Annotated in this window: 23 protein-coding genes, 1 tRNA gene, 1 riboswitch and 1 other annotated feature; of the genes, 4 read left to right on the plus strand and 20 right to left on the minus strand. The window is 44.4% G+C overall.

Annotation, left to right across the window (positions count from 1 at the left end; all coding sequences use genetic code 11):
- Positions 1-19: 19 nt before the first annotated feature.
- The 4 genes from P3L57_RS13865 to ilvB are packed head-to-tail and all read right to left on the minus strand — an operon-like array spanning position 20 to position 4,854.
- The gene (locus tag P3L57_RS13865; protein ID WP_099043311.1) at positions 20-1,576 is read right to left on the minus strand and encodes a 2-isopropylmalate synthase; all 1,557 of its coding nucleotides are present in this window, start codon (positions 1,574-1,576) and stop codon (positions 20-22) included.
- Positions 1,563-2,591 carry a ketol-acid reductoisomerase gene (gene ilvC, locus P3L57_RS13870; RefSeq protein ID WP_069487096.1) on the minus strand — a complete coding sequence of 343 codons (1,029 nt, stop codon included), beginning with the start codon at positions 2,589-2,591 and terminating at the stop codon, positions 1,563-1,565. The genes P3L57_RS13865 and ilvC overlap by 14 nt, the downstream gene beginning before the upstream one ends.
- Positions 2,592-2,614: 23 nt before the next feature.
- Positions 2,615-3,133, minus strand: a complete 519-nt coding sequence (gene ilvN / locus P3L57_RS13875) for an acetolactate synthase small subunit (protein WP_044154082.1) — start codon at positions 3,131-3,133, stop codon at positions 2,615-2,617.
- On the minus strand, positions 3,130-4,854 hold the full coding sequence (gene ilvB / locus P3L57_RS13880; RefSeq protein WP_059335540.1) for an acetolactate synthase large subunit: 1,725 nt from the start codon (positions 4,852-4,854) through the stop codon (positions 3,130-3,132). Before ilvB ends, ilvN begins: the two co-directional genes overlap by 4 nt.
- Positions 4,855-4,975: 121 nt before the next feature.
- Positions 4,976-5,225: a binding site (T-box leader), on the minus strand.
- Positions 5,226-5,678: 453 nt separating this feature from the next.
- Between ilvB and P3L57_RS13885 the strand changes: the two genes are divergently transcribed.
- From P3L57_RS13885 to P3L57_RS13895, 3 genes are all read left to right on the plus strand, one after another.
- Entirely contained in the window at positions 5,679-6,002 is a 324-nt protein-coding gene (locus tag P3L57_RS13885) for a hypothetical protein (RefSeq protein ID WP_069487095.1), read from the plus strand.
- A 170-nt stretch (positions 6,003-6,172) separates the two neighbouring features.
- Entirely contained in the window at positions 6,173-6,628 is a 456-nt protein-coding gene (locus P3L57_RS13890) for a GNAT family N-acetyltransferase (protein ID WP_069487094.1), read from the plus strand.
- Positions 6,629-6,812: 184 nt separating this feature from the next.
- Positions 6,813-7,640, plus strand: coding sequence for a YsnF/AvaK domain-containing protein (locus P3L57_RS13895; RefSeq protein ID WP_069487093.1), 828 nt, complete (start codon positions 6,813-6,815; stop codon positions 7,638-7,640).
- 57 nt (positions 7,641-7,697) lie between these two features.
- Here P3L57_RS13895 and P3L57_RS13900 read toward each other — a convergent pair.
- The 12 genes from P3L57_RS13900 to sdhC form a co-directional block, all read right to left on the minus strand.
- Positions 7,698-7,771: transfer RNA gene (locus P3L57_RS13900), tRNA-Arg, on the minus strand.
- Between the two features lie 130 nt (positions 7,772-7,901).
- Positions 7,902-8,411 carry a YfcE family phosphodiesterase gene (locus tag P3L57_RS13905; RefSeq protein ID WP_069487092.1) on the minus strand — a complete coding sequence of 170 codons (510 nt, stop codon included), beginning with the start codon at positions 8,409-8,411 and terminating at the stop codon, positions 7,902-7,904.
- Between the two features lie 14 nt (positions 8,412-8,425).
- Positions 8,426-9,022 carry an XTP/dITP diphosphatase gene (locus P3L57_RS13910; RefSeq protein ID WP_083244519.1) on the minus strand — a complete coding sequence of 199 codons (597 nt, stop codon included), beginning with the start codon at positions 9,020-9,022 and terminating at the stop codon, positions 8,426-8,428.
- Positions 9,023-9,034: 12 nt separating this feature from the next.
- Positions 9,035-9,772 (minus strand): ribonuclease PH, encoded by a 738-nt coding sequence (gene rph, locus P3L57_RS13915; protein WP_044154054.1) that lies wholly within the window; start codon positions 9,770-9,772, stop codon positions 9,035-9,037.
- Positions 9,773-9,882: 110 nt separating this feature from the next.
- A complete protein-coding gene (locus tag P3L57_RS13920; RefSeq protein ID WP_044154047.1) occupies positions 9,883-10,983 on the minus strand; it encodes a GerMN domain-containing protein in 1,101 nt (366 codons plus the stop codon).
- A 114-nt stretch (positions 10,984-11,097) separates the two neighbouring features.
- Positions 11,098-11,916 carry a glutamate racemase gene (gene racE, locus P3L57_RS13925; protein ID WP_083244518.1) on the minus strand — a complete coding sequence of 273 codons (819 nt, stop codon included), beginning with the start codon at positions 11,914-11,916 and terminating at the stop codon, positions 11,098-11,100.
- A gap of 7 nt (positions 11,917-11,923) precedes the next feature.
- The gene (locus tag P3L57_RS13930) at positions 11,924-12,364 is read right to left on the minus strand and encodes a MarR family winged helix-turn-helix transcriptional regulator (protein ID WP_003222521.1); all 441 of its coding nucleotides are present in this window, start codon (positions 12,362-12,364) and stop codon (positions 11,924-11,926) included.
- A gap of 238 nt (positions 12,365-12,602) precedes the next feature.
- Positions 12,603-12,827 (minus strand): spore germination transcription factor GerE, encoded by a 225-nt coding sequence (gene gerE / locus P3L57_RS13935; RefSeq protein WP_003184172.1) that lies wholly within the window; start codon positions 12,825-12,827, stop codon positions 12,603-12,605.
- A gap of 115 nt (positions 12,828-12,942) precedes the next feature.
- Positions 12,943-13,386 (minus strand): acyl-CoA thioesterase, encoded by a 444-nt coding sequence (locus tag P3L57_RS13940; protein ID WP_069487091.1) that lies wholly within the window; start codon positions 13,384-13,386, stop codon positions 12,943-12,945.
- A gap of 58 nt (positions 13,387-13,444) precedes the next feature.
- Entirely contained in the window at positions 13,445-14,206 is a 762-nt protein-coding gene (gene sdhB / locus P3L57_RS13945; RefSeq protein ID WP_024122397.1) for a succinate dehydrogenase iron-sulfur subunit, read from the minus strand.
- Positions 14,207-14,208: 2 nt separating this feature from the next.
- Positions 14,209-15,969 carry a succinate dehydrogenase flavoprotein subunit gene (sdhA, locus tag P3L57_RS13950; protein WP_044154038.1) on the minus strand — a complete coding sequence of 587 codons (1,761 nt, stop codon included), beginning with the start codon at positions 15,967-15,969 and terminating at the stop codon, positions 14,209-14,211.
- 33 nt (positions 15,970-16,002) lie between these two features.
- Entirely contained in the window at positions 16,003-16,611 is a 609-nt protein-coding gene (gene sdhC / locus P3L57_RS13955) for a succinate dehydrogenase cytochrome B558 (RefSeq protein WP_059335548.1), read from the minus strand.
- Positions 16,612-16,903: 292 nt separating this feature from the next.
- Here sdhC and P3L57_RS13960 point away from each other — a divergent pair, with 292 nt between their 5' ends.
- Positions 16,904-17,350, plus strand: coding sequence for a YslB family protein (locus tag P3L57_RS13960; RefSeq protein WP_059293467.1), 447 nt, complete (start codon positions 16,904-16,906; stop codon positions 17,348-17,350).
- A 44-nt stretch (positions 17,351-17,394) separates the two neighbouring features.
- On the opposite strand, the gene P3L57_RS13965 is transcribed toward P3L57_RS13960, so the two are convergent.
- The 4 genes from P3L57_RS13965 to P3L57_RS13980 form a co-directional block, all read right to left on the minus strand.
- Positions 17,395-18,624: an aspartate kinase gene (locus P3L57_RS13965; protein WP_044154028.1), complete on the minus strand. Its 1,230-nt coding sequence runs from the start codon at positions 18,622-18,624 to the stop codon at positions 17,395-17,397.
- A gap of 125 nt (positions 18,625-18,749) precedes the next feature.
- A riboswitch (Lysine riboswitch) is annotated at positions 18,750-18,929 on the minus strand.
- A 64-nt stretch (positions 18,930-18,993) separates the two neighbouring features.
- Complete coding sequence (gene uvrC, locus P3L57_RS13970; protein WP_024122401.1) at positions 18,994-20,766, minus strand: excinuclease ABC subunit UvrC; 1,773 nt, start codon at positions 20,764-20,766, stop codon at positions 18,994-18,996.
- A 135-nt stretch (positions 20,767-20,901) separates the two neighbouring features.
- Entirely contained in the window at positions 20,902-21,216 is a 315-nt protein-coding gene (gene trxA / locus P3L57_RS13975; RefSeq protein WP_003222500.1) for a thioredoxin, read from the minus strand.
- A 305-nt stretch (positions 21,217-21,521) separates the two neighbouring features.
- Positions 21,522-23,009, minus strand: a complete 1,488-nt coding sequence (locus P3L57_RS13980) for an alpha-N-arabinofuranosidase (RefSeq protein ID WP_069487090.1) — start codon at positions 23,007-23,009, stop codon at positions 21,522-21,524.
- Positions 23,010-23,111 lie beyond the last annotated feature (102 nt).

Raw genomic sequence — 23,111 nt, forward strand, 5'->3', positions numbered from 1 at the left:
TTAACCGTTCTCCTTTCTTTTATGATCCGACAGCTGTATGGTTTTGCAGTCCGTTCATATTAGACTGGAAAACCAATTGACGGTTGACTGCGTTCAGATAGGCTTTCGCCGAAGCTTCTAATACGTCTTGCGCTATGCCCCGCCCTGCTGATTCTTTTCCGTTAACTACTACTCTTACATAAACCTGGGCAAATGCGTCTTCGCCTTTTCTATTGGACTGAATGCGGTAGTCTAAGAGCTCCACATCTTTATCGATACAGCGTTCAAGGGTATTGTATATCGCTTCCACGCTTCCGGCTCCTGTTGCCGCTTCCTGAATAAGCTGGGCGTTTTCTTGATTTTTCAAAGAAACCGTAGCCGTAGGGACCTGAGATGTTCCATAATGGACTTGCAGAGAAAGAAATTCATACCCAATCTTGCGGTCTGTTACTTTTTCTTCTAAAATAAGAGAGACAAGATCCTCATCAGTGATTTCTTTTTTCTTCTCAGTCAACTCTTTAAACATCGTAAAGAACTTATTAATCTCTTCACTATCAAATTGGAATCCCAATGCAGTCAGCCGGTCTTTAAATGCATGGCGTCCTGAATGCTTGCCTAGGACAAGTGCATCTGCCGTTACACCGACAAGCTCTGGTGAAATAATTTCGTATGTTGATTTTTCTTTTAAGAAGCCGTCCTGGTGGATGCCTGATTCATGAGCAAATGCATTGTCGCCCACTACCGCTTTATTTCGCGGAACAGCCATACCTGTGAACTTACTTACTACATCACTAGTGCGTTTTATTTCATTTAGCGTAATGCCTGTTTCGACTTGATAGAAATCTTTTCTGGTATGAAGGGCAACTGCAATTTCCTCTAATGCAGCATTTCCGGCTCTTTCACCAATTCCGTTAATCGTACATTCAATTTGATCGGCGCCATTTTCGATCGCTGAGAGAGAATTGGCGACTGCCATTCCCAAATCATCGTGGCAATGGGCTGACAGCTTCGCTTGATGAATGTTTGGAACGTTCTCTTTCATATATTTAAAGATATTCCCGTATTCTGCCGGAGCCAAATAGCCGACTGTATCCGGAAGGTTGATGACACTAGCCCCTGCGTCAATCACTTTTTCTACGATTTCCGCTAAAAACGGCAGTTCAGTTCGGCAGGCATCTTCAGCAGACCATTGAACAATCGGGAAACGCTCTTTTGCGTATTTCACCATTTCAACCGCTCTTTCAATGACCTGTTCACGCGTCATTTTCAGCTTGTGTTTTAAATGAATGTCCGATGTGGCAATGAATACGTGAATTCTTGGCTGAGCACCGTCTTTTAACGCTTCCCATGCAGCATCAATATCACCTTTTACACAGCGGGCAAGACCTGTCACAGAACAATTTTTTATGGTTCTTGCGATTTCCTGCACAGCTAAAAAGTCACCTCGGGACGAAGCGGGAAATCCCGCTTCAATGATATCTGCCCCGAGTCTTTCGAGCTGCTTTGCTATGGCAAGTTTCTCCTGCGTATTTAAGTTTACTCCAGGGGATTGTTCACCATCACGAAGCGTCGTATCGAAAAAATTAATTTTGCGCAACGGAGACCACCGCTTCCTTCTTCTTGCCTTGTTTGACAAACGGCATCATTTCACGAAGCTTTCTTCCCACCACTTCGATTTGATGTTCGTTTTCGCTCCCATTGATTGCGTTGAAACGAGGACGGTTTACCTGGTTTTCTACGATCCATTCTTTAGCAAATGTTCCGTCTTGGATGTCTTTTAAGACTTCTTTCATTGATTCTTTTACTTTTGCGTCTACAACACGCGGCCCGGATACGAAATCTCCCCATTGAGCAGTATCAGAAATAGAGTATCTCATGCCTTCCAAGCCTTCTTCATACATAAGGTCAACGATCAATTTCAGCTCATGAAGACATTCAAAGTATGCAAGTTCCGGCTGATAACCAGCTTCAGTTAATGTTTCGAATCCAGCTTTTACCAGGGAAGTTAATCCTCCGCAAAGTACAGCTTGCTCACCGAACAGATCCGTTTCTGTTTCTTCTTTAAATGTCGTTTCCAAAACGCCTGCTCTTGCTCCGCCGATTCCTTTTGCGTATGCCAAAGCTTTATCTTTCGCTTCACCTGTCACATCCTGATAGATCGCGAACAGCGCCGGTACGCCTGCTCCTTGCTCATAAGTTCTTCTGACCAAATGTCCAGGACCTTTAGGCGCTACCAAGAATACGTCAACATCTGCCGGTGGAACAATTTGGTGGAAATGAACGTTAAATCCGTGAGCGAAGACCAATGATTTGCCTGCAGTCAGCTCAGCTTTGATTTCAGCTTCATATACTTTTTGCTGCTGTTCATCCGGAAGAAGAACCATAATGATCTCAGCCTGAGCCGCTGCTTCTTTTACTGAAAATACTCGATGTCCGTCTTCTTGCGCCTGAGTGAAAGATTTCCCTTGTCTGACACCGACAATCACGTCAATTCCGCTTTCTTTCAGGTTCAGCGCGTGGGCATGCCCTTGTGAGCCATAACCGATAATCGCTACTGTTTTCCCAGCCAATACGTTCTCTTTGATATCACCGTTATAATATACTTTTACCATTTTAATCTCTCCCTTGTTTTGTTTTATACAATAGATATTGTTTTATTGGATGACGTCTTTTGCTGAGTGCCCCTCGCAAAAGCCGTTGTACCTGTTCTCGCAATTTCTTTGATTCCATACGGTTTTAGCAATTCAATCAGCGCTTCAATTTTGTTAGATTCGCCAGTCACCTGTACAACGATGCTGTCTCTGCTGACATCAACGACAGAAGCTCTGAACGGCTCTATCATTCCGTGAATCTCTGTCCTCGTTGACGGTGCGGAAACGACCTTGATTAAGGCCAGCTCCCTTTGGACAATTGATTGATTTGTGATGTCAGTGACTTTCAGCACATCAATTTGTTTGTTAAGCTGTTTTGTCAGCTGTTCAACATCATTTTCTCCTTCAACGTGAACGACAAAGGTAATTCTGGAAACGCCGCTTGTTTCTGTGTGTCCAACTGTAATGCTTTCAATGTTGTAGTGTCTTTTTGTAAATAGACCGGTGATCCGGTTTAACACGCCGGAGCGGTTCACCACAGTCAATGTGATAATTCTTTTCAAGGTTTCACCCCCACCATTTCATGCAGCCCTTTCCCCGGAGCCACCATCGGGAATACTTTTTCTTCGCTGTCGACCCGAACGTCAATGACAACCGGTTCTTTTGATGTCAATGCCTCTTCCAGCTTTTCCTCCGCTTCTGCATCAGAGGAGATTCTGATGCCTTTAATGCCGTATGCTTCTGATAATTTGACAAAGTCCGGCTGTGAAGCGAATTTAGACTCTGAATAACGCTCTTCATAGAAAATTTCCTGCCACTGTCTTACCATTCCAAGACAAGCGTTATTCAAGATCACAACTTTAACCGGCAGATTCAATTCGCGAATAACATCAAGTTCTTGGAGCGTCATTTGAAAACCGCCGTCTCCAAGCACCGCCACCACGGTTGCATCTTTATCGGCCAGCTGTGCGCCGATCGCTGCTGGAAGGCCGAAACCCATTGTTCCAAGACCGCCTGATGTTACCCATTTATCTGCCTTTTGGAACGGATAAAATTGCGCTGACCACATTTGATGCTGGCCGACATCCGTTGCGACAATGGCTTCCCCCTTTGTAAATTGATGAATGTATTCAATCAGTTTTTGAGGTTTAAAGCCTTCTTCTTCATTGTCTACGTACCAGAGCGGATACTCTTCTTTCCACTCGGCAAGCTGTTTTTTCCATTCGCTTGAATCGCCTTGTTTGCCGTTTTGTTTGATCAGCTCTTGCAGGACAACTTTGCTATCGCCGACAACCGGAATCTGTGTTTTCATGATTTTTCCGATTTCAGCCGGATCAATATCAATGTGGGCAATCTTTGCGTTTCTCGCAAAATGTTTCAGGTTTCCTGTGACGCGGTCATCAAAACGGGCGCCGATACTGATTAAAAGATCACAGTCATGAAGGGCCATGTTCGCTGTATAAGTGCCGTGCATACCCGCCATCCCCAAGAAAAGCGGATGGTCTGCCGGGAAACCCCCAAGTCCTAAAAGCGTGTGTACAACTGGAATTTGCTGCTGCTCGGCATAATTTTTTAATTCTTCTGACGCTTTTCCGTGCAATACGCCCGCACCCGCTAGGATAACCGGTTTCTTTGCGCTGCTTACGGCTTCCACAAGCTTGCGGATCTGCAAATAATTTGGCTCCGTTGTCGGCTGATATCCCGGGAGATTCATCTCGTGATCATAGCTGAATTCCCCTTCAATTGTTGCAACATCTTTCGGAATATCGATTAGTACAGGTCCCGGTCTTCCCGTTGTCGCAATATGGAATGCTTCTTTAATGATGCGCGGCAGATCTTCCGGCTGGCGGACCTGATAGCTGTGTTTTGTAATCGGCATTGTAATTCCTAAAATGTCCGCTTCCTGAAAAGCGTCGCTGCCGATAACGGAGGTTGCCACCTGCCCTGTAAAGACGACTAAAGGCAGTGAATCAATCATGGCATCCGCAAGTCCAGTAACAAGGTTTGTCGCTCCCGGGCCTGATGTCGCAATAACGACCCCTGGTTTTCCAGAAACTCTCGCGTATCCTTCTGCTGCATGAATGGCGCCTTGCTCGTGTCGGGGAAGGATATGTACCATTCCTGAATTGTACAGTTTATCGTAGATCGGAAGTACAGCCCCGCCCGGATAACCGAATATCATTTCTACTTTTTCTTTCTTTAATGATTCAATCAGCATTAACGCTCCGCTCATCGTCTGTGTACATTTGGCAGATGCTGAATCCACCTGTACATTAGTCCCCATTTTTAGTTCCTCCTTTTGGATTTTCATCCTCTAAAGATCATCAATTATTAGCTTTATAGCTGATTATTCAATAAAAAAAGCCCTTCCGCCCACAATCAGCCGCGCAGTGAATGCGATAGCCAAAAGGGGCGAAAAGGCTCTTCTTTCCGCGGTACCACCCTTGTTTACGGCCTTTGATACGGCCGTCTCATGGATATTCCTATCCGTTTTAATAACGAGTAAACATCATCGTTCACCCGGCCAAGTCCTACTGTGATTTCAGACTGGCACTCTGAGGCGAGTTCACCTTGTAAAGCTTCGCCGGTTCTCAGCTAATCCGGTTCTCTGTGGAAAGCTTTTTCAAGGCTACTTATCCTCATCTGCGCTTTTCATATTCAGTCTCTTGAACAGCTTTTCTGCCGTCCAAGAAGATTGGTTGTTTTTCATTTTTTTAGAATCCTATTGCAATCATTTGTGCTTGTGAAACTTGCGTTTATCTTTTGTTGAACTCATATTACGCCGCTTTGGACGCAGTGTCAACAGCCTTTTTTAAAATTATTAGACAATTTAGATTAATCAAACTATACTGTATACGCTTTCATTATTGGTATATAAGGAATTTCAAAAGATAAAAGTTTTTGTAATTTTTTTATTAATCTATCAAGTTTACACTCGAATTTTTCAATTTCATATAAACATGTCACATAATATGACGTGTTTTTGTTTCGATGAGACGTATATATGGAAGATCTTCTGGCAAAAAAAAACAATTTCAGTTCGGATAGGCTCTTTCATTATTTTTCGTCATACACTGGTGTTATCTTGCAAAGAAAAGGTGATACGAGATGAATAAATCATTAGCAGACATCCAATTCCCCGGGGGTTTTCCAAGCTTTCCCCAGCCATTTTATCCGGCAGCCCCTGGTTTTTATCAGCAAGGCCATCAGCCATTTGGAGGTTTTGGATACGGACAGCCGCACAGCCAGGCATACAGTCCGCTAAGCACCCCCTCTGCTATGTACTCCTCATTTCCATACGCTTCAGGATTTTACGGGCAGCAATTTTCAGGTGCCGGCTATAGCGGCCATGGCGGCGGTTTCAGTATTCCCGCAACGCACGCCGGAGGATTCAGCGGAGCATCTGGAGTACACGGAGGATTTCGATATTAAAATATCATGAGGTGCCGAACATCTATGTTCGGCACTTGTTAATTTATTCAGCTTTAATATAGTTAATAGACTGTGAGGTTTCCTATCTTACTATTTGGAAGCAGAAAGGATATATTTTAAGATAAATGATAAGTCTGTTCAGATTTACGGTTTTTGAGGAGGAATTCATTTTGCATATTAAAGTAGATGATTTGACCGGACATCAAGTGATCGAATTAGTGAGTGAGCATTTACATAGCATGACTCTCATGTCTCCGGCTGAAAGTATTCATGCCCTGGACATAGAAAGGCTGAAAAAACCTGAGATTACATTTTGGAGCGCTTGGGACGGCAATGAATTAGCCGGCTGCGGAGCACTTAAGGAACTGGACAGCCGGCATGGAGAAATTAAGTCGATGCGAACCTCTTCTTCCCATTTAAGAAAGGGCGTTGCCAGCAAGGTTCTTCAGCACATTATAGTAGAAGCCAAGCGGCGCGGCTATCAGCGATTGAGTTTGGAAACGGGGTCAATGACTTCTTTCGAACCGGCAAGAAAACTTTATGAAAGCTTCGGTTTCCGGTATTGCCAGCCGTTTGCAGACTATATGGAAGATCCGAACAGCGTGTTTATGACAAAGGAATTGTGAAATATGAAAGATAGATAAGCGGGACTATGTTTCTGTCTTATCTATCTTTTTTATTTCCTCCTGTCTTTCGCCTGAATGCTGTTGGCAGCACCAAGTGTTTTCGATTTTGTTTATTTTAAAACGTAACGGGAATTAAAGACGACAAGAACGATAAAATTTTATTTTTACAGAGGAGGAGATTAATATGACAAAAAGTGTAGTTGGTGTATACGAAACTCCGCAAGAGACCATTGCAGTGATTGAAGGCTTACTAACAAAGGGGTATGATTCTGACGATATTTCTGTTGTCACAAATCGCCGGGATACCGATTATCTCGAATCCCGTACAGGGACAGAAGTAAATCAAGCCCTCGAAGCAAATGATAGCGATTCTGAATCCTTTTTCGATAAACTGAAAGATTATTTCACAATGGATGATACTGGCGCGCACAGCAAAGCATTATCAGACCTGGATATCTCAAATGATGAAATAGACAAGTATCAAGAGGATCTGGATGACGGAAAACTTCTCGTAGCCGTCGATACAGACGCAGACTTAGATACGCCTATTGATAACGGCAATGCCCTTTCAGGCGGCTTTGCAAATCCAAATGAGACAGTGGATTATACAACAAAAGAAGAAAAGACCATGCCGCTTCGAGAAGAACAGCTGAAAGTGGATAAAGAAGATATTCAAACCGGTGAAGTGGAAATCGGAAAAGAAGTCAAAACAGAACAAAGAGATATAGACGTTCCGGTAAGACATGATGAAATTTACGTTGAACGCCGTCCGGTGGATGAAAACACGGCAGACGCTGCTCCCGTAAATGACTCAGAAACGGTCAGAGTTCCTATCGTTGAGGAAAAGCTTGAAGTGACCAAAAAACCCGTTGTTACGGATGAAGTGGTTATCGGGAAACGGACTGTCGAAGAAAATGAGCATATTTCCGAAACTGTGAAAAAAGAAGAGCCTCGTCTGAATAAAGAAGGAAATGTCCGCGACCTGGATGATGATGCGTTAAATAACAAATAATAATTATCATAAACAAAAACCTCAAATCCTTAAAGGATTTGAGGTTTTTTCTTGGTACGTCCCAGGAGAGATTCGAACTCCCGACCGACGGCTTAGAAGGCCGTTGCTCTATCCAGCTGAGCTACTGGGACACGTTTTGTTTTTTTGTTTTTGCTTTAAGTATCAGCGACAAGATTTATTATATATGGGATGCAATGATAAGTCAACGGTTTTTTAGAATTTTTTTCATGAGGAAGAAAATTTTCTTCCTCATGTGATATTTCATAGGGTTACCCGGTGTTGCAAATCAATGATTTCATCGCCTGCTTGGTTATAAAAACGCACTGTTGCTGTATCATTTTCTAAAGACAGTATAGCATAGCTTTCTGTGCTGCGCACTCTTGGAAGGCGGATGCTTCCGGGATTAATCAGCAGTTTTCCGCGCAGCATTTCGCTTCCTGCGATGTGTGAATGCCCGAAGCAAATGATTTCCGCTCCGAGCTCCTCTGCACGATAGTATACGTTTAGTAAGGTCTGTTTAATACCATGAAGGTGTCCGTGCGTAACCAATATTTTTTTGGAACCGGCCGCCAGCAGGAGCTCGTCCTTAAAATCGCCGATAAAATCACAATTGCCTTTTACAACGGAATAAGGCTCTAACGCCGGATGGCCGGTTTCAAGCTCAGAGTCTCCGCAATGAATCATGAGATCAACATCCGCTTCATGACGTTTCGCTATAGTTTGAAGCTCCTCTTCAAGCCCATGGCTGTCACTGATAATCAGCACGTTCATATATAAGCTCCCCCTTATGCCTCCAACAGCTTTGACAGCTTTTTAAGCGCGTCAGCCCTGTGGCTGATTTTATTTTTTTCATCACTTGTCAGCTCAGCCATAGTTTTATCTTTATCTTTGACGATAAAGATCGGGTCATAGCCAAATCCGTATTCTCCTCTCGGCTCTTCGGCAATATACCCTTCAACATGACCTTCGACTGTTTTTGTTTCCTCTCCCGGAATACTTACGGCAAGCGCGCAGCGAAAACGGGCCGTACGCTGCTCTTTTTCGATGCCTCTCAGCTCGCTCAGCACTTTATCGATATTCGCCTGGTCATCTTTCTGTTCCCCTGCATATCGTGCTGAATAAACGCCGGGGCGGCCTCCTAAATTATCAACGGACAAACCCGAGTCGTCTGCAATGACCATTTTGTTCACTGCTTTCGCCACCGCTTCCGCTTTTAGAATCGCATTTTCTTCAAACGTATGGCCTGTCTCTTCAATTTCATCTGTAAATCCGATTTCAGCTAATGATTTTACCTCGTACCCTCTCGGCTCAAGGATTTCTTTAAATTCCTTCACTTTTCCCGGATTGTGAGTTGCAATAATTGCTTCTTTCATGATGATCAAGCCTTTCTGTCATTATTTCAGCTCTGGAAGAGAATCGCCCAGTACTTCTTTTTGCTTGTCAATCAGTTCCTGAATGCCTTTTTCTGCAAGACCGAGAAGCCCATTCAGATCCTCACGTGAAAAGGTTGCCTCTTCCCCTGTTCCCTGAAGCTCCACAAAGCGGCCGCTGCCTGTCATGATGACATTCATATCAACTTCAGCAGCAGAATCTTCTTCATAATTTAAATCTAACAAAATTCCCTGCTCTTTATCAATTCCAACAGAGATCGCTGCCAGGTAATCAGTGAGCGGGTTTGTTTTAATCGTTCCTGCTTTAAGAAGCTTGCCAACCGCAATCGCCATGGCAAGAAATGCTCCGGTAATGGAAGCCGTTCTCGTTCCTCCGTCAGCCTGAATGACATCACAGTCAATCCAAATCGTCCGTTCGCCCAGCTTCTCTAAATCAACGACTGCCCGAAGCGCGCGGCCGATCAAACGCTGAATTTCCATCGTTCTGCCGGAAATTTTTCCTTTGGAAGATTCTCTGATCGTTCTTTGATTTGTAGCCCGCGGCAGCATGCTGTATTCAGCTGTAATCCACCCTTTGCCTCCGCCCCGCAAAAACGGCGGTACGCGATCCTCTACAGATGCGTTGCAGATTACTTTTGTATTTCCCGCTGTTATTAGAACAGACCCTTCCGGATGGCTGATAAAGTCCAAATCAAATGTAATTGGACGCAGCTCATCATGTTGTCTTCCGTCATGTCTCATGTTTTACCTCCGATTGTATGTACATAAACCATTTTTGTCCCGGAATTGAATAAAGAAAGAGGCAGCCGGAACGCTAACCTCTTTCTTTCTAGTATATCAAAAATCCCAATTTAAAAACTACCTGTATTCACTTGAGACGGTCTAGATACCGATTCTGAAAGTTTTTCGCCTTTTTCGTTCACAAGCTCGGCTTTTCCGTTCACTTTAACGGATACGCTTTTTACATCCGGCTGCTCTGTTAACGTCAGCACAATGCTGTTGAGCACTTCTGAAGAAATCATTTTCGTCTTTTCATCGGCGCTTCCGAAAATGGATTGATTAAAATCTAACGTTACACGTCCATCTTTGATTTTTGGTTTACTGACCAGCTTCACATCTTCGCTGAAATCCGTTAACAGGCCGCTCGCCTTGCTCGGGCCCTCAGCCAGTTCATTAATAGCCGCTGTAATGTCGTCTGTTTTGGAATTGTCAATTCGTTTCGTTACCGGCACGTAATACTCACTGTCATCGGTTTCCGCCAAATAGTAGACTGTCAGCGGATGTGTAGCAGTGAGATCATTGACGCCTGCTGTTTCCAAATTAATCCCGTCCTTACGGCTTAAATCGTCCGAGATCGGCGTGCCGCCTACAGGCATCTCCTTAAGCTCGTGCCCGTTGATTCTCAGCTTCACTTTGTCTATTGAACTGAATTGAGTCAGCGTCCACGTCACCGATTGAACGATTTTCTGTTCATCTTCCTTCTTATAGTTTTTAAATTCCTTTGAGAAGTCCGCTATAGCAGTGCCATCTTTTTTGATGTCTACGTTAACAGTTGTGTCAGCCGGCAAAACAGCTCTGAAGCCATTCGGCAGAATCTCTGACACAGGCCCGCCCTGCACAAGGTATTCAAGCGCCTGCTTAGCCGTTCCTTCACTTTTCGGAAGAGGCATCGTTTGCGCAACGACATAACCGTTTTTATCAATGAGATAAAGCTCCCTCATCACTGTAGAAGAGTCCTGATTCGCTTTTTCGGTATCACTTTTTTCATTTTTTGTTTTTTCGGCTGCTGTTGTATTTGAATCGGTCCCCGCTTCATCATTTACGTATGTAACGTCTTGAGGCGGATCGATTTCCTCAGCTGTCTTATCGGATTGAAATAAACCGCACCCGGATAAAAGCAAGGCAGAGGTGAGACAAGTGGCACCAATGACTGCAGGTCCTTTTTTCAGCATACTTTTCCCTCCTAAGGCTGTTTGTACTACTATGTATACGAGCCTTTGCGGGAAATAGACCGATGAATTCCATTAAAAACAGAAAAAACCCGCAACAGCCGTTGCGGGGCAAAACTATCTTCTAATTGGTTCTCGCAAAGAGATGCACTCTACCTGACCTACTTCATGGCCAAACCAGTCATCTGCTATTTTCGCAAACTGCTCCCGTTCTCCTGTAGTCAGGAATTGATGATCTGGAGTAAACGGAGATTGATTCAGCAGTCCTTTATACGATAGAATCGTACTCACTTCCCGGGCTGTTTCATCACCTGACGAAATAATATTCACATGCTCTCCCATATATCTTTGAATCGCGTCTTTTAAAATAGGATAATGGGTGCAGCCTAAAATCAGTGAGTCAATCGATGTATCTTTTAACGGAGATAATGATGTTTTGACAATCTCGTCTGCTGTTTTGTCCAGAAACTTTCCGCTTTCCACAAACGGCACAAGCAGCGGACAGGCAAGATTTTCGACCTTCAGTTCGGCATTTAATGCCAGAAGGGCTTCTTCATAAGCATTGCTCTTAATGGTGTTTTCTGTGCCGATGACACCGATATGCTGATTTTCCGTCACTTTTATCGCGGCCCGAGCACCAGGCTGGATCACCCCGACCACCGGAATATCAACGTCGCGCTGGATGTCTTCCAGTGCAATTGCTGTCGCGGTGTTGCAGGCGATCACCAGCATCTTAATGTGGTGGTTTTTCAGCAGATAATGTGTCAGCTCCCGCGTGTATTGAAGCACTTCTTCTTCAGGACGCGGCCCGTACGGACACCGTTTTGTATCCCCTACGTAGATTATATTTTCTTTTGGTAGCTGTCTCATGATTTCCTTTGCAACGGTTAACCCGCCAACCCCGGAATCAATGACTCCTATTGGTTGTTCCAACAAAATCGCCTCATTTTCTCTTCATTTCATGCTGCAGTTTCATCAATGATTTTTCGAAGATGGCTATTTCTTCATCTGTAAACGTTTCGAACATATCACGCAGGTATTCCTGCCTTTTTGTAATGACCTCTTGGATAATGCGTTCACCTTCCGGCAGAAGGTGTATCCTGACGACACGTCTGTCCGCCGGATCCTTTACCCGCTCGACAAGCTCATTTTTTTGCATACGGTCGATGAGATCCGTCGTCGTGCTGCATGCCAGATACATTTTCCCCGATAGTTCGCCGATTGTCATGTCTCCTAATTCATAAAGCCATTGCAGACCGACAAATTGCGGCGGCGTGATCGCGTATTGGTTTAGGATTTCTCTTCCTTTTTGTTTAATGATCGCGGCGATGTGGCGGAGCGACTTTTCAATGTCCGCAACATGCTCCAAAGGTTTTGATGTCATTTGTCCATCCCTCACTCAAGGATCTCTTACGCACAAAAGCGTTCCGTGTCTATTTTCCTTCTTTTTTAAAGAAAATGCAAGACTCGCGGGACGAGAAATAGAGGAACATTAGGCAAATGAAAGCAAATTGAAAATCTCGTTTTATATCGTATCATTAAAGTTTAATATAAGAATTTGGAACTTTTCAAACAAACAGCAATAACCGGCTCCTCCTGAAAAGAAGGAATACCGGCAAGGATTAAAGCTCTAGCTCACCCATTCTAAGAAGCTCAACAACGGCTTGCGAACGCCCTTTCACACCTAATTTCTGCATGGCATTTGAAATATGGTTTCGAACGGTTTTCTCACTGATAAATAGCTCGCTTGCAATCTCCTTTGTTGTCTTATCTTGAACGAGCAATTCGAACACTTCTCTTTCTCTTTTCGTTAGCAGCGGCTTCGATTGAAATTCTTTCTCCTTCAAGTATTGTAACCCTCCTTGCTAAGGTGAGAGCGAATCTGAAACGAATGGGTTTTGATATAGTCAAGATATCATATGTCAGGAGGGCGCAGGAGGTGACGTTTACAGAAGAATTAGTTTATGGTGTATGGAGAAGCTTTTCTTTCTCCTCATTCGTCCAGCTGACAGCCTTTCCGCTTCCCTTTGACACTTGAACCATGACAACAGCTCCGGTGAAGCAAGGCTCCCCTGCGCTATTTTCTCCGAGGTAATGCAAGGTGAGGGATGAACTGCCGACAGTGCTTGTTTTTACATAAATACGCAAGTCTTCATAAGGCATAACTTGGCGCAGATAATCACATTGCTGACTGGCGACAACTGTCATGGTTTGCTTATGTTGTTTCATCATATTCAGATTTTTAAAATAAGATATCCTCGCTTCTTCAAAATACATGAAAGGGATTACATTATTCATATGCCCAAACATATCTGTCTCAGAAAATCGTACAGATACTTCATAAAAAAAAGAAAAGGATTCTTTCCATTTTTGAAACGGCATGTCAATGTAAGCAGGAAGCTTCATTTCACTCATCTCCTTATTGTTAAAAAAACCTCTCCCATGCGGAAGAGGTTTTTTCATCTTATACTCTGTCGCTTCCGAAGAAATTGCGGAATGCTTGTAAGTTTGTATCCCTGTTTAAGGCAGCGATAGAAGTGGTAAGCGGAATGCCTTTCGGACAGGATTGAACGCAGTTTTGCGAGTTGCCGCAATCTGCAAGGCCTCCTTCATCCATCAGCGCTTCCAGCCGGTCGGATTTGTTCATGGCTCCTGTCGGATGGGCGTTAAACAGACGGACCTGAGACATCGGAGCAGGCCCCATGAATTTCGATTTGCTGTTTACATTCGGGCAGGCTTCCAGGCAGACACCGCACGTCATGCATTTTGATAATTCATATGCCCACTGGCGGCGTTTTTCCGGCATTCTCGGTCCCGGTCCTAAATCGTACGTGCCGTCGATCGGTATCCACGCTTTTACTTTTTTCAGAGAATTAAACATTCTGCTGCGGTCAACCTGCAGATCACGCACGACCGGGAATGTTTTCATCGGTTTTAAGCGGATCGGCTGTTCAAGCTGGTCAACAAGCGCCGTACAAGACTGGCGGGGCTTTCCGTTTATAACCATTGAACATGCGCCGCATACTTCTTCAAGACAGTTCATATCCCATGTGACAGGAGTTGTCTTTTCACCTTTCACGTTAACCGGATTCCGGCGGATTTCCATTAAAGCGGAAATGACGTTCAGGTTCGGGCGGTATGGTATTTCAAATTCTTCATCGTAAGGCGTGCTGTCAGGTGTATCTTGACGTGTGATAATAAATCGTATGGTCTTTTTCTCACTCATGATTATTTCGCCACCTTCTTCTTCGAGTAATCCCGTTTCCGAGGCGTTATCAGTGATACATCGACATCCTGATACTCAAACTCAGGCGCTTCATACGGGCTTACATGTTTAGCCATTGTTGTTTTGAGCCATTCATCATCATTACGCTCAGGGAAATCCGGTTTATAATGGGCGCCCCTGCTTTCATTACGGTTGTAAGCACCCAGTGTAATCACCCTGGCAAGCTGAAGCATGTTTGAAAGCTGGCGTGTAAACATAGCTCCCTGGTTGCTCCATTTTGTCGTGTCATTGATGTTAATCTTTTTATACCGCTCCATTAACTCCTGAATTTTGTCATCTGTTTTCAACAGCTTGTCGTTATGGCGGACAACCGTCACATTCGCCGTCATCCATTCCCCGAGCTCTCTATGGAGGACGTACGCATTTTCGTTTCCGTCCATATTCATAATCTCAGCCCATTTTTCTTCTTCTTTTTTCACGTGGGCATCGAATATCGATGAAGACAGATCCTCTGCGGAAGATTCTAAGCCGTTTACATATTTCACAGCATTCGGTCCGGCTACCATTCCTCCGTAAATCGCAGAGAGCAGGGAGTTTGCTCCCAAGCGGTTGCCGCCGTGCATGGAGTAATCACATTCCCCGGCTGCAAACAGTCCCGGGATATTTGTCATTTGATCGTAATCTACCCATAAGCCGCCCATTGAATAATGAACCGCAGGGAAGATTTTCATCGGAAGTTTGCGCGGGTCGTCCCCCATAAACTTCTCATAAATTTCAATGATGCCGCCAAGCTTAATATCAAGCTCTTTTGGATCTTTATGAGACAGATCGAGATACACCATGTTCTCGCCGTTGATGCCGAGTTTCTGGTTCACACACACATCAAATATTTCGCGTGTCGCAATATCACGCGGCACCAGGTTTCCATATGCAGGATATTTTTCCTCAAGGAAATACCACGGCTTACCGTCTTTGTATGTCCACACACGTCCGCCTTCACCGCGCGCCGATTCACTCATCAGCCTTAATTTATCATCCCCCGGTATAGCTGTCGGGTGGATTTGAATAAATTCTCCATTTGCATAATACGCTCCCTGCTGATAAACGATCGATGCAGCAGACCCTGTATTAATCATGGAGTTTGTGGATTTACCGAAAATGATTCCCGGTCCGCCTGTCGCCATAATGACAGCGTCAGAACGGAAGGATTCAATTTGCATGTTTGTCAGGTTTTGCGCGACAATTCCGCGGCAGGTTCTGTCATCATCTAATATAGCGCCAAGGAATTCCCAGCCTTCGTATTTTGTGACCAGACCGGCAACCTCGTATCTTCGCACTTGCTCGTCCAAAGCGTAAAGCAGCTGCTGGCCAGTCGTCGCACCTGCATAAGCTGTTCTGTGGTGCTGTGTACCCCCAAATCGGCGGAAATCTAGCAGCCCCTCGGGCGTCCGGTTAAACATGACGCCCATCCGGTCTAATAAGTGGATGATTGATGGCGCCGCTTCACACATCGCCTTAACCGGCGGCTGATTGGCAAGAAAGTCTCCCCCGTATACAGTATCGTCAAAATGTTCCCACGGAGAGTCGCCTTCTCCTTTTGTATTGACTGCTCCGTTGATGCCGCCTTGGGCACAAACCGAATGAGAACGTTTCACAGGAACGATGGAAAACAGCTTAACCGCCATTCCTGATTCCGCTGCTTTGATTGTCGCCATGAGGCCGGCAAGACCCCCGCCGACTACAATAATGCTTGTTTGACTCATGATAGCCCCTCTCCCTCTAGTAATCTAGTACTCTTATACAAATGCAAAAATCGCTTTTAAGCCTACGTATGACAGTGCAACAAAGATAATCAGCGTAACGTACGTCGAAATTCTTTGAGAACGTGGCGTTACAGTGATGCCCCACGTGACAGCAAAAGACCATAAACCGTTCGAGAAGTGAAAAATTGTCGATAAAACACCTACAATGTAAAAGCCCAGCATAGCCGGCGAGCTCAAGATATTCGCCATCATGTCGAAATTGACCTCAGCGCCCATCTGTGCAGCAATGCGGGTTTGCCACACATGCCAGCTCACAAAAATGAGGGTGATGATACCGGTTACACGCTGCAGGACGAAGAGCCAGTTTCGCATATAGCTATATTGTCCTGCGTTATTTTTCGCAGTAAACGCTATGTACACACCATAAACTGCATGATAAATTAAAGGTAAGAAGATAATAAAGATTTCCAGAGCATACCTGAAAGGCAGACTATCCATAAAATGAGCAGCATTATTGAATGCTTCCGCGCCCCTTGCGGCAAACTGGTTGACGACTAAATGCTGAATCAAAAAGATGCCGACCGGTATGACGCCAAGCAAGGAATGCAATCTTCGAAAATAAAACTCTCTGTTCCCAGACATTACTTTACCCCCTGTTTGATAAGTGCGAAATGTGCTAAATCTCTTCCCCCACTTCTTTCAATTGTAAGCACTTTATTAAGATTTATTGACAATTTCATTTTACTCCTACCACAAAAGGGCGTCAAGAAAACGCGTACATAAATTCTAATTTTCCGAATTGATTAGTTGATTCAAAAATTTTATTTTATCAATATATAATTCTTTCTTAATTTTTCATGAGAAATACAGGATCATTCTGTAATCCTCCCCCCTGTTTGAGCTATAATATACGCAGGAGAGAGGGGAGACAGATATGAAGTCTAAATATGAAGCATCTATACACAATTTAAAAGAAATTGAAATGAACGCCTATGCCTATGAACTGATACGAGAGATTGTTCTCCCAGACATGCTTGGCCAAGATTACTCTTCCATGATGTATTGGGCAGGGAAACATCTCGCCCGTAAGTTTCCTCTTGAATCATGGGAGGAATTTCCGGCTTTCTTTGAAGAAGCAGGCTGGGGAACCCTCACAAACGTTAGCGCAAAAAAACAGGAACTGGAATTCGAGCTTGAAGGGCAGGTTATTTCCAATCGGCTTAAATATCAGAAAGAACCGTGCTTTCAGCTGGAAGCTGGCTTCATCGCCGAGCAAATTCAATTGATGAATGATCAGATTGCCGAATCATACGAACAAGTAAAAAAGAGAGCCGATAAAGTGGTTCTGACTGTCAAATGGGATATGAAAGACCCGGTGTAATGAAAAAGGCGGTGACTGCATGAGTCCCGCCTTTTTGGTTGTCATTACACAGCTGAAGGGTGTTTCGAGAGCTCGAATGCATCGTGCAGTGCTTCCACCGCTTTTACCATGTCATTTTCGCTCACTACTGTTGAAACTTTGATTTCAGATGTGCTGACCATTTTGATTAATATGTTTTTTTCCGCCAGTACAGCAAACATTTCAGCCGCTACACCAGGGTTTGATACCATGCCTGATCCGACAATGGATACTTTGGCCAATTTGCTTTCTGTCTCGATTTTTTCGAATTCCAGCGCATCTTTGTACTCTTCAAGTACGGCAACAGCCTGGTCCGCGTCTTCGGATTTAACTGAGAAGGAAATCCCGGTCTCATGGTCTCCCGCCTGCGTTTGGATAATGATATCCACGTTAATGTTTCTTTTTGCAAGAGTTGTAAAAATAGTAGACAAAGTGGTCAGGCCGCTTGTCAGCCCGTAGATGGTTACCCTTGTGATTTGATCTTCGAACGCGATGCCTCTGACGATAAGATTCTGCTCCATGGATGATTCCTCCTCAATTAATGTTCCCGCTTCTGTTTCTGTACTTGAACGCACTTCTAACGGCACTTGGTAATTTTTCGCAAATTCAACCGCTCTCGGATGAAGAACGCCGGCGCCTAAATTGGCAAGCTCCAGCATTTCATCGTAAGAGATGCCGGCAAGCTTTCTCGCTGATTTCACGTAGCGCGGATCGGTTGTAAACACGCCGGGCACGTCCGTATAAATATCACATTTATCCGCTTTTAATGCGGCAGCCAAAGCCACTGCTGTTGTGTCTGAACCGCCTCTGCCCAATGTTGTGATTTCACTGTCGTCTGTCATGCCTTGAAACCCTGCCACAACAACGACTTTTCCTTCCTGAAGCTGGCCTTCTAACACGGCTGTGTTCATCTCCGTAATTCTGGCGTTGCCATGGACGGCCTCCGTGCGGATCCCCGCCTGCCATCCTGTATAGGAAACGGCGTCATAGCCTTTTTCCTGCAGCGCCATGGAAAGCAAGGAAATGGTGACCTGCTCGCCTGTTGCCAGCAGCATATCCATTTCACGTTTGCTCGGCTGATCAGTGATGTCTTTTGCAAGGCTGACCAATGCGTCAGTGGATTTCCCCATAGCTGATACGACAACAACGACTTGATGGCCTTTCTGTTTTTCCGCAATGACGCGATTTGCTGCATTTTGAATTTTTTCGACTGAGCCGACGGAAGTACCTCCGAATTTTTGTACAATGAGACCCATGTATAACCACCCTTTACATTTTGGTTCGTGCGGGTGAGGAGAAAGAGTGCTTTGTCCACAATAAAAAAAGCAATGAGAGGAATTGCTCTCATTGCTTATCAATTAATCATCACGATGATTATGAACAACGAGATAGCCCTCCAAGAAAATGATTTCTTGACAGCCTTACATTTATTCAATGCACGGCCAGCAAATAATACCGATGGGGTTTTATTTACTTCGGCGACGCTCCCCTTTCAGCCTTTTTCTCAGAATCCATCTTTCTCCAAAGGCTTACTCTTGAAGTTCGCACCTCTATCTTCACCATATTACACGATCTAATTATGAAATTAGTTCACATTTTATCAGAACTTTTTCAAAAGGACAACATTATTTTTGCAATTTATCATAAAGCAGCTGTGCCGCCGCTGCGGGTACACCCGCTTTTTTGATGTCCTCGAGGCTTGCTTCCTTCATTTTTTTGACTGAACCGAAATGCTTTAACAGCATTTTCTTTCTTTTTTCTCCGATTCCGGGTATATCGTCTAGCACAGACTGGAACGCGCTTTTCCCGCGGATTTGCCTGTGGAAGCTGATCGCAAACCGGTGCACCTCATCCTGAATGCGCTGAAGCAGGTAAAATTCCTGGCTGTTACGTTCAAGATAAACCGTCTCCAGCGGATCGCCGATTAATAAATTGGAGGTTCTGTGTTTATCATCCTTCGCCAAGCCGGCGATCGGGATATCCAAGCCCAGTTCGTTTTCTATGACGTCACGGGCCGCATTGATCTGGCCTTTCCCTCCGTCTATAATGATCAGATCAGGCAGCGGCAGGTTTTCACGAAGCACTCTCGTATATCTTCGTCTGACAACCTCCCTCATTGAGCCGTAATCATCAGGCCCTGTGACAGTTTTGATTTTGTATTTGCGGTATTCCTTTTTGTATGGTTTGCCGTCGATGAACACAATCATCGCCGAAACCGGGTTTGTCCCTTGTATATTCGAGTTATCGAACGCTTCGATTCTGTGCGGGGTATAAATATTTAAGGCGTCTCCGAGTTTCTGCACAGCACCGATTGAACGCTCCTCGTCACGTTCGATTAAAGAGAATTTTTCTTTAAGCGCGATTTTTGCGTTTTTATGTGCCAGCATAAGCAATTCTTTCTTCGACCCTTTTTTCGGCTGATGGACGTTTGTTTCCAGCAGCTGCTCAATCATCGATTGATCGACGCTGTCCGGCACTAAAATCTCCTTCGGCAGAAAATGGTTGTTTTTTGAATAAAACTGCCCGATGAAGGTAAGGAACTCTTCATCTGCTTCCTGATAAAGCGGAAACATACTGACGTCACGTTCGATGAGCTTTCCTTGCCGTACGAAAAAGACTTGTACGCACATCCAGCCTTTATCATAAGCGTAAGCGAATACGTCACGGTCGACTAAGTCGTTCATCGTCATTTTCTGTTTTTCCATCGTTGATTCGATATGAGCAATTTGGTCACGAAGCTCCTTTGCCCGTTCAAATTCAAGGTTCTCAGCCGCCTCAAGCATTTTCTCTTCAAGCTCTTTTTTAACGTCGTTATAGCCGCCCTTTAAAAAACGGGTAATATTCTCAACCAGCTCTCTGTTTGTCTCTTCAGAAATGTCCTTTACACACGGAGCAAGACATTGTCCGAGGTGATAATAAAGACACACTCTGTCGGGGAGCTTTGAGCATTTTCTGAGAGGATAGAGACGGTCAAGCAGCTTTTTCGTCTCCCTTGCGGCCTGCACATTCGGATAGGGTCCAAAATAGCGCCCTTTGTCTTTTTTGACATTGCGGGTGACAATCAGCCTTGGGTGGCGTTCATGAGTGAGTTTTATAAAAGGATAGGTTTTATCATCTTTCAGCATGACGTTATATTTCGGATCATGCTTTTTGATCAAGTTCATTTCTAAAATGAGCGCTTCAAGATTGGAGGACGTCACGATATATTCAAAATCCTCGATTTCCGTCACAAGCCTCTGTGTTTTTGCGTCATGGGACCCGGTAAAGTAGGAGCGCACTCTGTTTTTCAGCACTTTTGCTTTTCCTACGTAGATCACTGTCTGCTGACGGTCCTTCATTAAATAACACCCGGGCTGATCGGGAAGGAGGGCGAGTTTTTCTTTCAGTTGTTTGTTCATATGTTACCCTTCCTTATATTTAGTCCTTTGTTTCCAGTTTAACACGAACAGGTGTTTTTCTCCATGGTTCACGATTGGCGAATAAAAAAAGCGATCCCTCAATTGGAATCGCTCTGGCATGTAAGCAGCCGAAAATTAAAGATGTTTGTTTACAAGCTCTTGAAGCGCTTCTTTCGGTTTGAAGCCTACAGATGTTTCAACAACTTCTCCATCTTTTAAAACAAGAAGTGTCGGGATGCTCATAACGCCGTATTTGCCTGCTGTTTCTTGGTTCTCATCTACATCGATTTTTACGATTTTCAGTTTGTCGCCCATTTCTTGATCTAATTCTTCAAGAACAGGTGCAATCATTTTACAAGGTCCGCACCAAGGAGCCCAGAAATCAGCAAGTACGACGCCTTCGCTTGTTTCAGCTGAGAAAGATTGATCAGTTGCTTTTACGATAGCCATTATTGAATTCCTCCAATTGTGAAATGATGATTTTTAGTATAGCATCTCCCATTCGTTCACGCTATTTAAATGCTTATAAATTATTTTTTCCTGATCACAATCGGTTTACTCATAGAATGGGTCATTAAAACACGAATCGGATAATCGCTCCGATCACCACGATTGCGCCGATGATCATTAAAATTGTACGAAGCATAGGACAACATCCCTTCTGTAACCGTCATATACTTTACCATGCCCTTTTGGAGCTGTTTCAAAACAAAAAAGAGCGCTGTCCTCTAGAGGATCGGCGCTCCTTTTTTTGGTTAAAAATCAGTCCGTAATGTGAGTAAGACAACTGCCATTGGCGGCAGCTTTGCTTTCAATTTGTTTTTATTTACAGAATAACGGCTGAACGATTCAGGTTTTACGTGCTCCGGATCATCAAACGTGTTATGGGCGTTCATCTTTTCAGCAGTCAGGATAGCACCGGAATGATCCACAGTCTTGTCAAGACCTCTCAGCTCGATCTCCACCTCTGCTTTATTTTGATGATCAATGTTACAGATGCTGACGTTTATATCGCCCTCAGCATTTCTTGATGCTGACACACTGATTTGAGGCAGCGTTTCTCCCTTCCATTCATAGTCAGCAGACGTTGTTTCAGTATCTAAAAGAGAGGCATCCTGATGTACCTTAAACATATCAAACACATGGTATGTCGGCGTTAATAGCATCCGTTCTCCCTCAGTCAGAATCATAGCTTGAAGAACATTTACCGTCTGTGCGATGTTGGTCATTTGCACCCGGCGGCAATGCTGATGGAAAATGTGAAAGTGAGAAGCTGCGACCAGCGCGTCACGAATCGTGTTTTGCTGATATAAAAAGCCTGGGTTCGTTCCTGGCTCAGGGTCAAACCATGTGCCCCATTCGTCAATAATCAGTCCGACCCGCTGTTCCGGATCATATCGGTCCATAATTGTGCCGTGTTTTTCAATCAATTCATCAATGTATTTGGCCTTTTTCATCGTGATGAACCATTCGTCCTCTGTAAATTCTGTGGCCGATCCTTTGCCCTTCCAGAAATCTCCCGGAATCGTGTAGTAATGAAGGCTTAGCCCATCCATCAGGCCAGCGGCTTTTTTCATGAGCACGTCCGTCCAATGAAAATCATCGACGTTTGCACCGCCGGCAATTTTATAAATTTCATTGCCGCTGTAATTGCGGACATACGTTTGAAAACGGCGGTATAGATCGGCATAGTACTCAGGGTGCATGTTGCCGCCGCAGCCCCAATTTTCATTTCCCACTCCAAAATATTTCAGCTTCCAAGGCTCTTCTTTTCCGTTTTGTTTTCTCCAATCCGACATGGGCGTGCCTTCTTTAAAAGTCATATATTCGATCCATTCGGCCATTTCCTGAACTGTTCCGCTTCCTACATTGCCGCAAATGTAAGGTTCGCACTCAAGCAGCTCGCACAGCATCATAAATTCATGTGTCCCGAATTCATTCGATTCAACTGTGCCGCCCCAGTGAGTATTGAGCATCGTCTTGCGGTCACCCACACCATTAGCCCAATGATATTCATCCGCAAAGCAGCCTCCCGGCCATCGGAGGACAGGAATACGCAGCTGTTTCAGCGCTTCTAACACATCTTTTCTTATACCGTTTATATGAGGAATGCTTGATTCCGTTCCGACCCAAATCCCTTCATAAATCCCTCTTCCTAAATGCTCAGCAAAATGACCGTATATATTTTTGTTGATCGTTCCTTTTACAATATCCGTTTGAATCACTGCTGTATGTTCAGACATGCTTGATCATTCCTTTCATACAAATATGAAAAGCACCACAGTCAAATATAGGATCTGTGTTTTGTCTGAGGAGCCAGCATGAATGTAAGCGCTTTTAAAGTA

The sequence above is a fragment of the Bacillus sp. B28 genome (assembly GCF_029536185.1).
GTDB classification, from domain to species: Bacteria; Bacillota; Bacilli; order Bacillales; family Bacillaceae; genus Bacillus; species Bacillus halotolerans.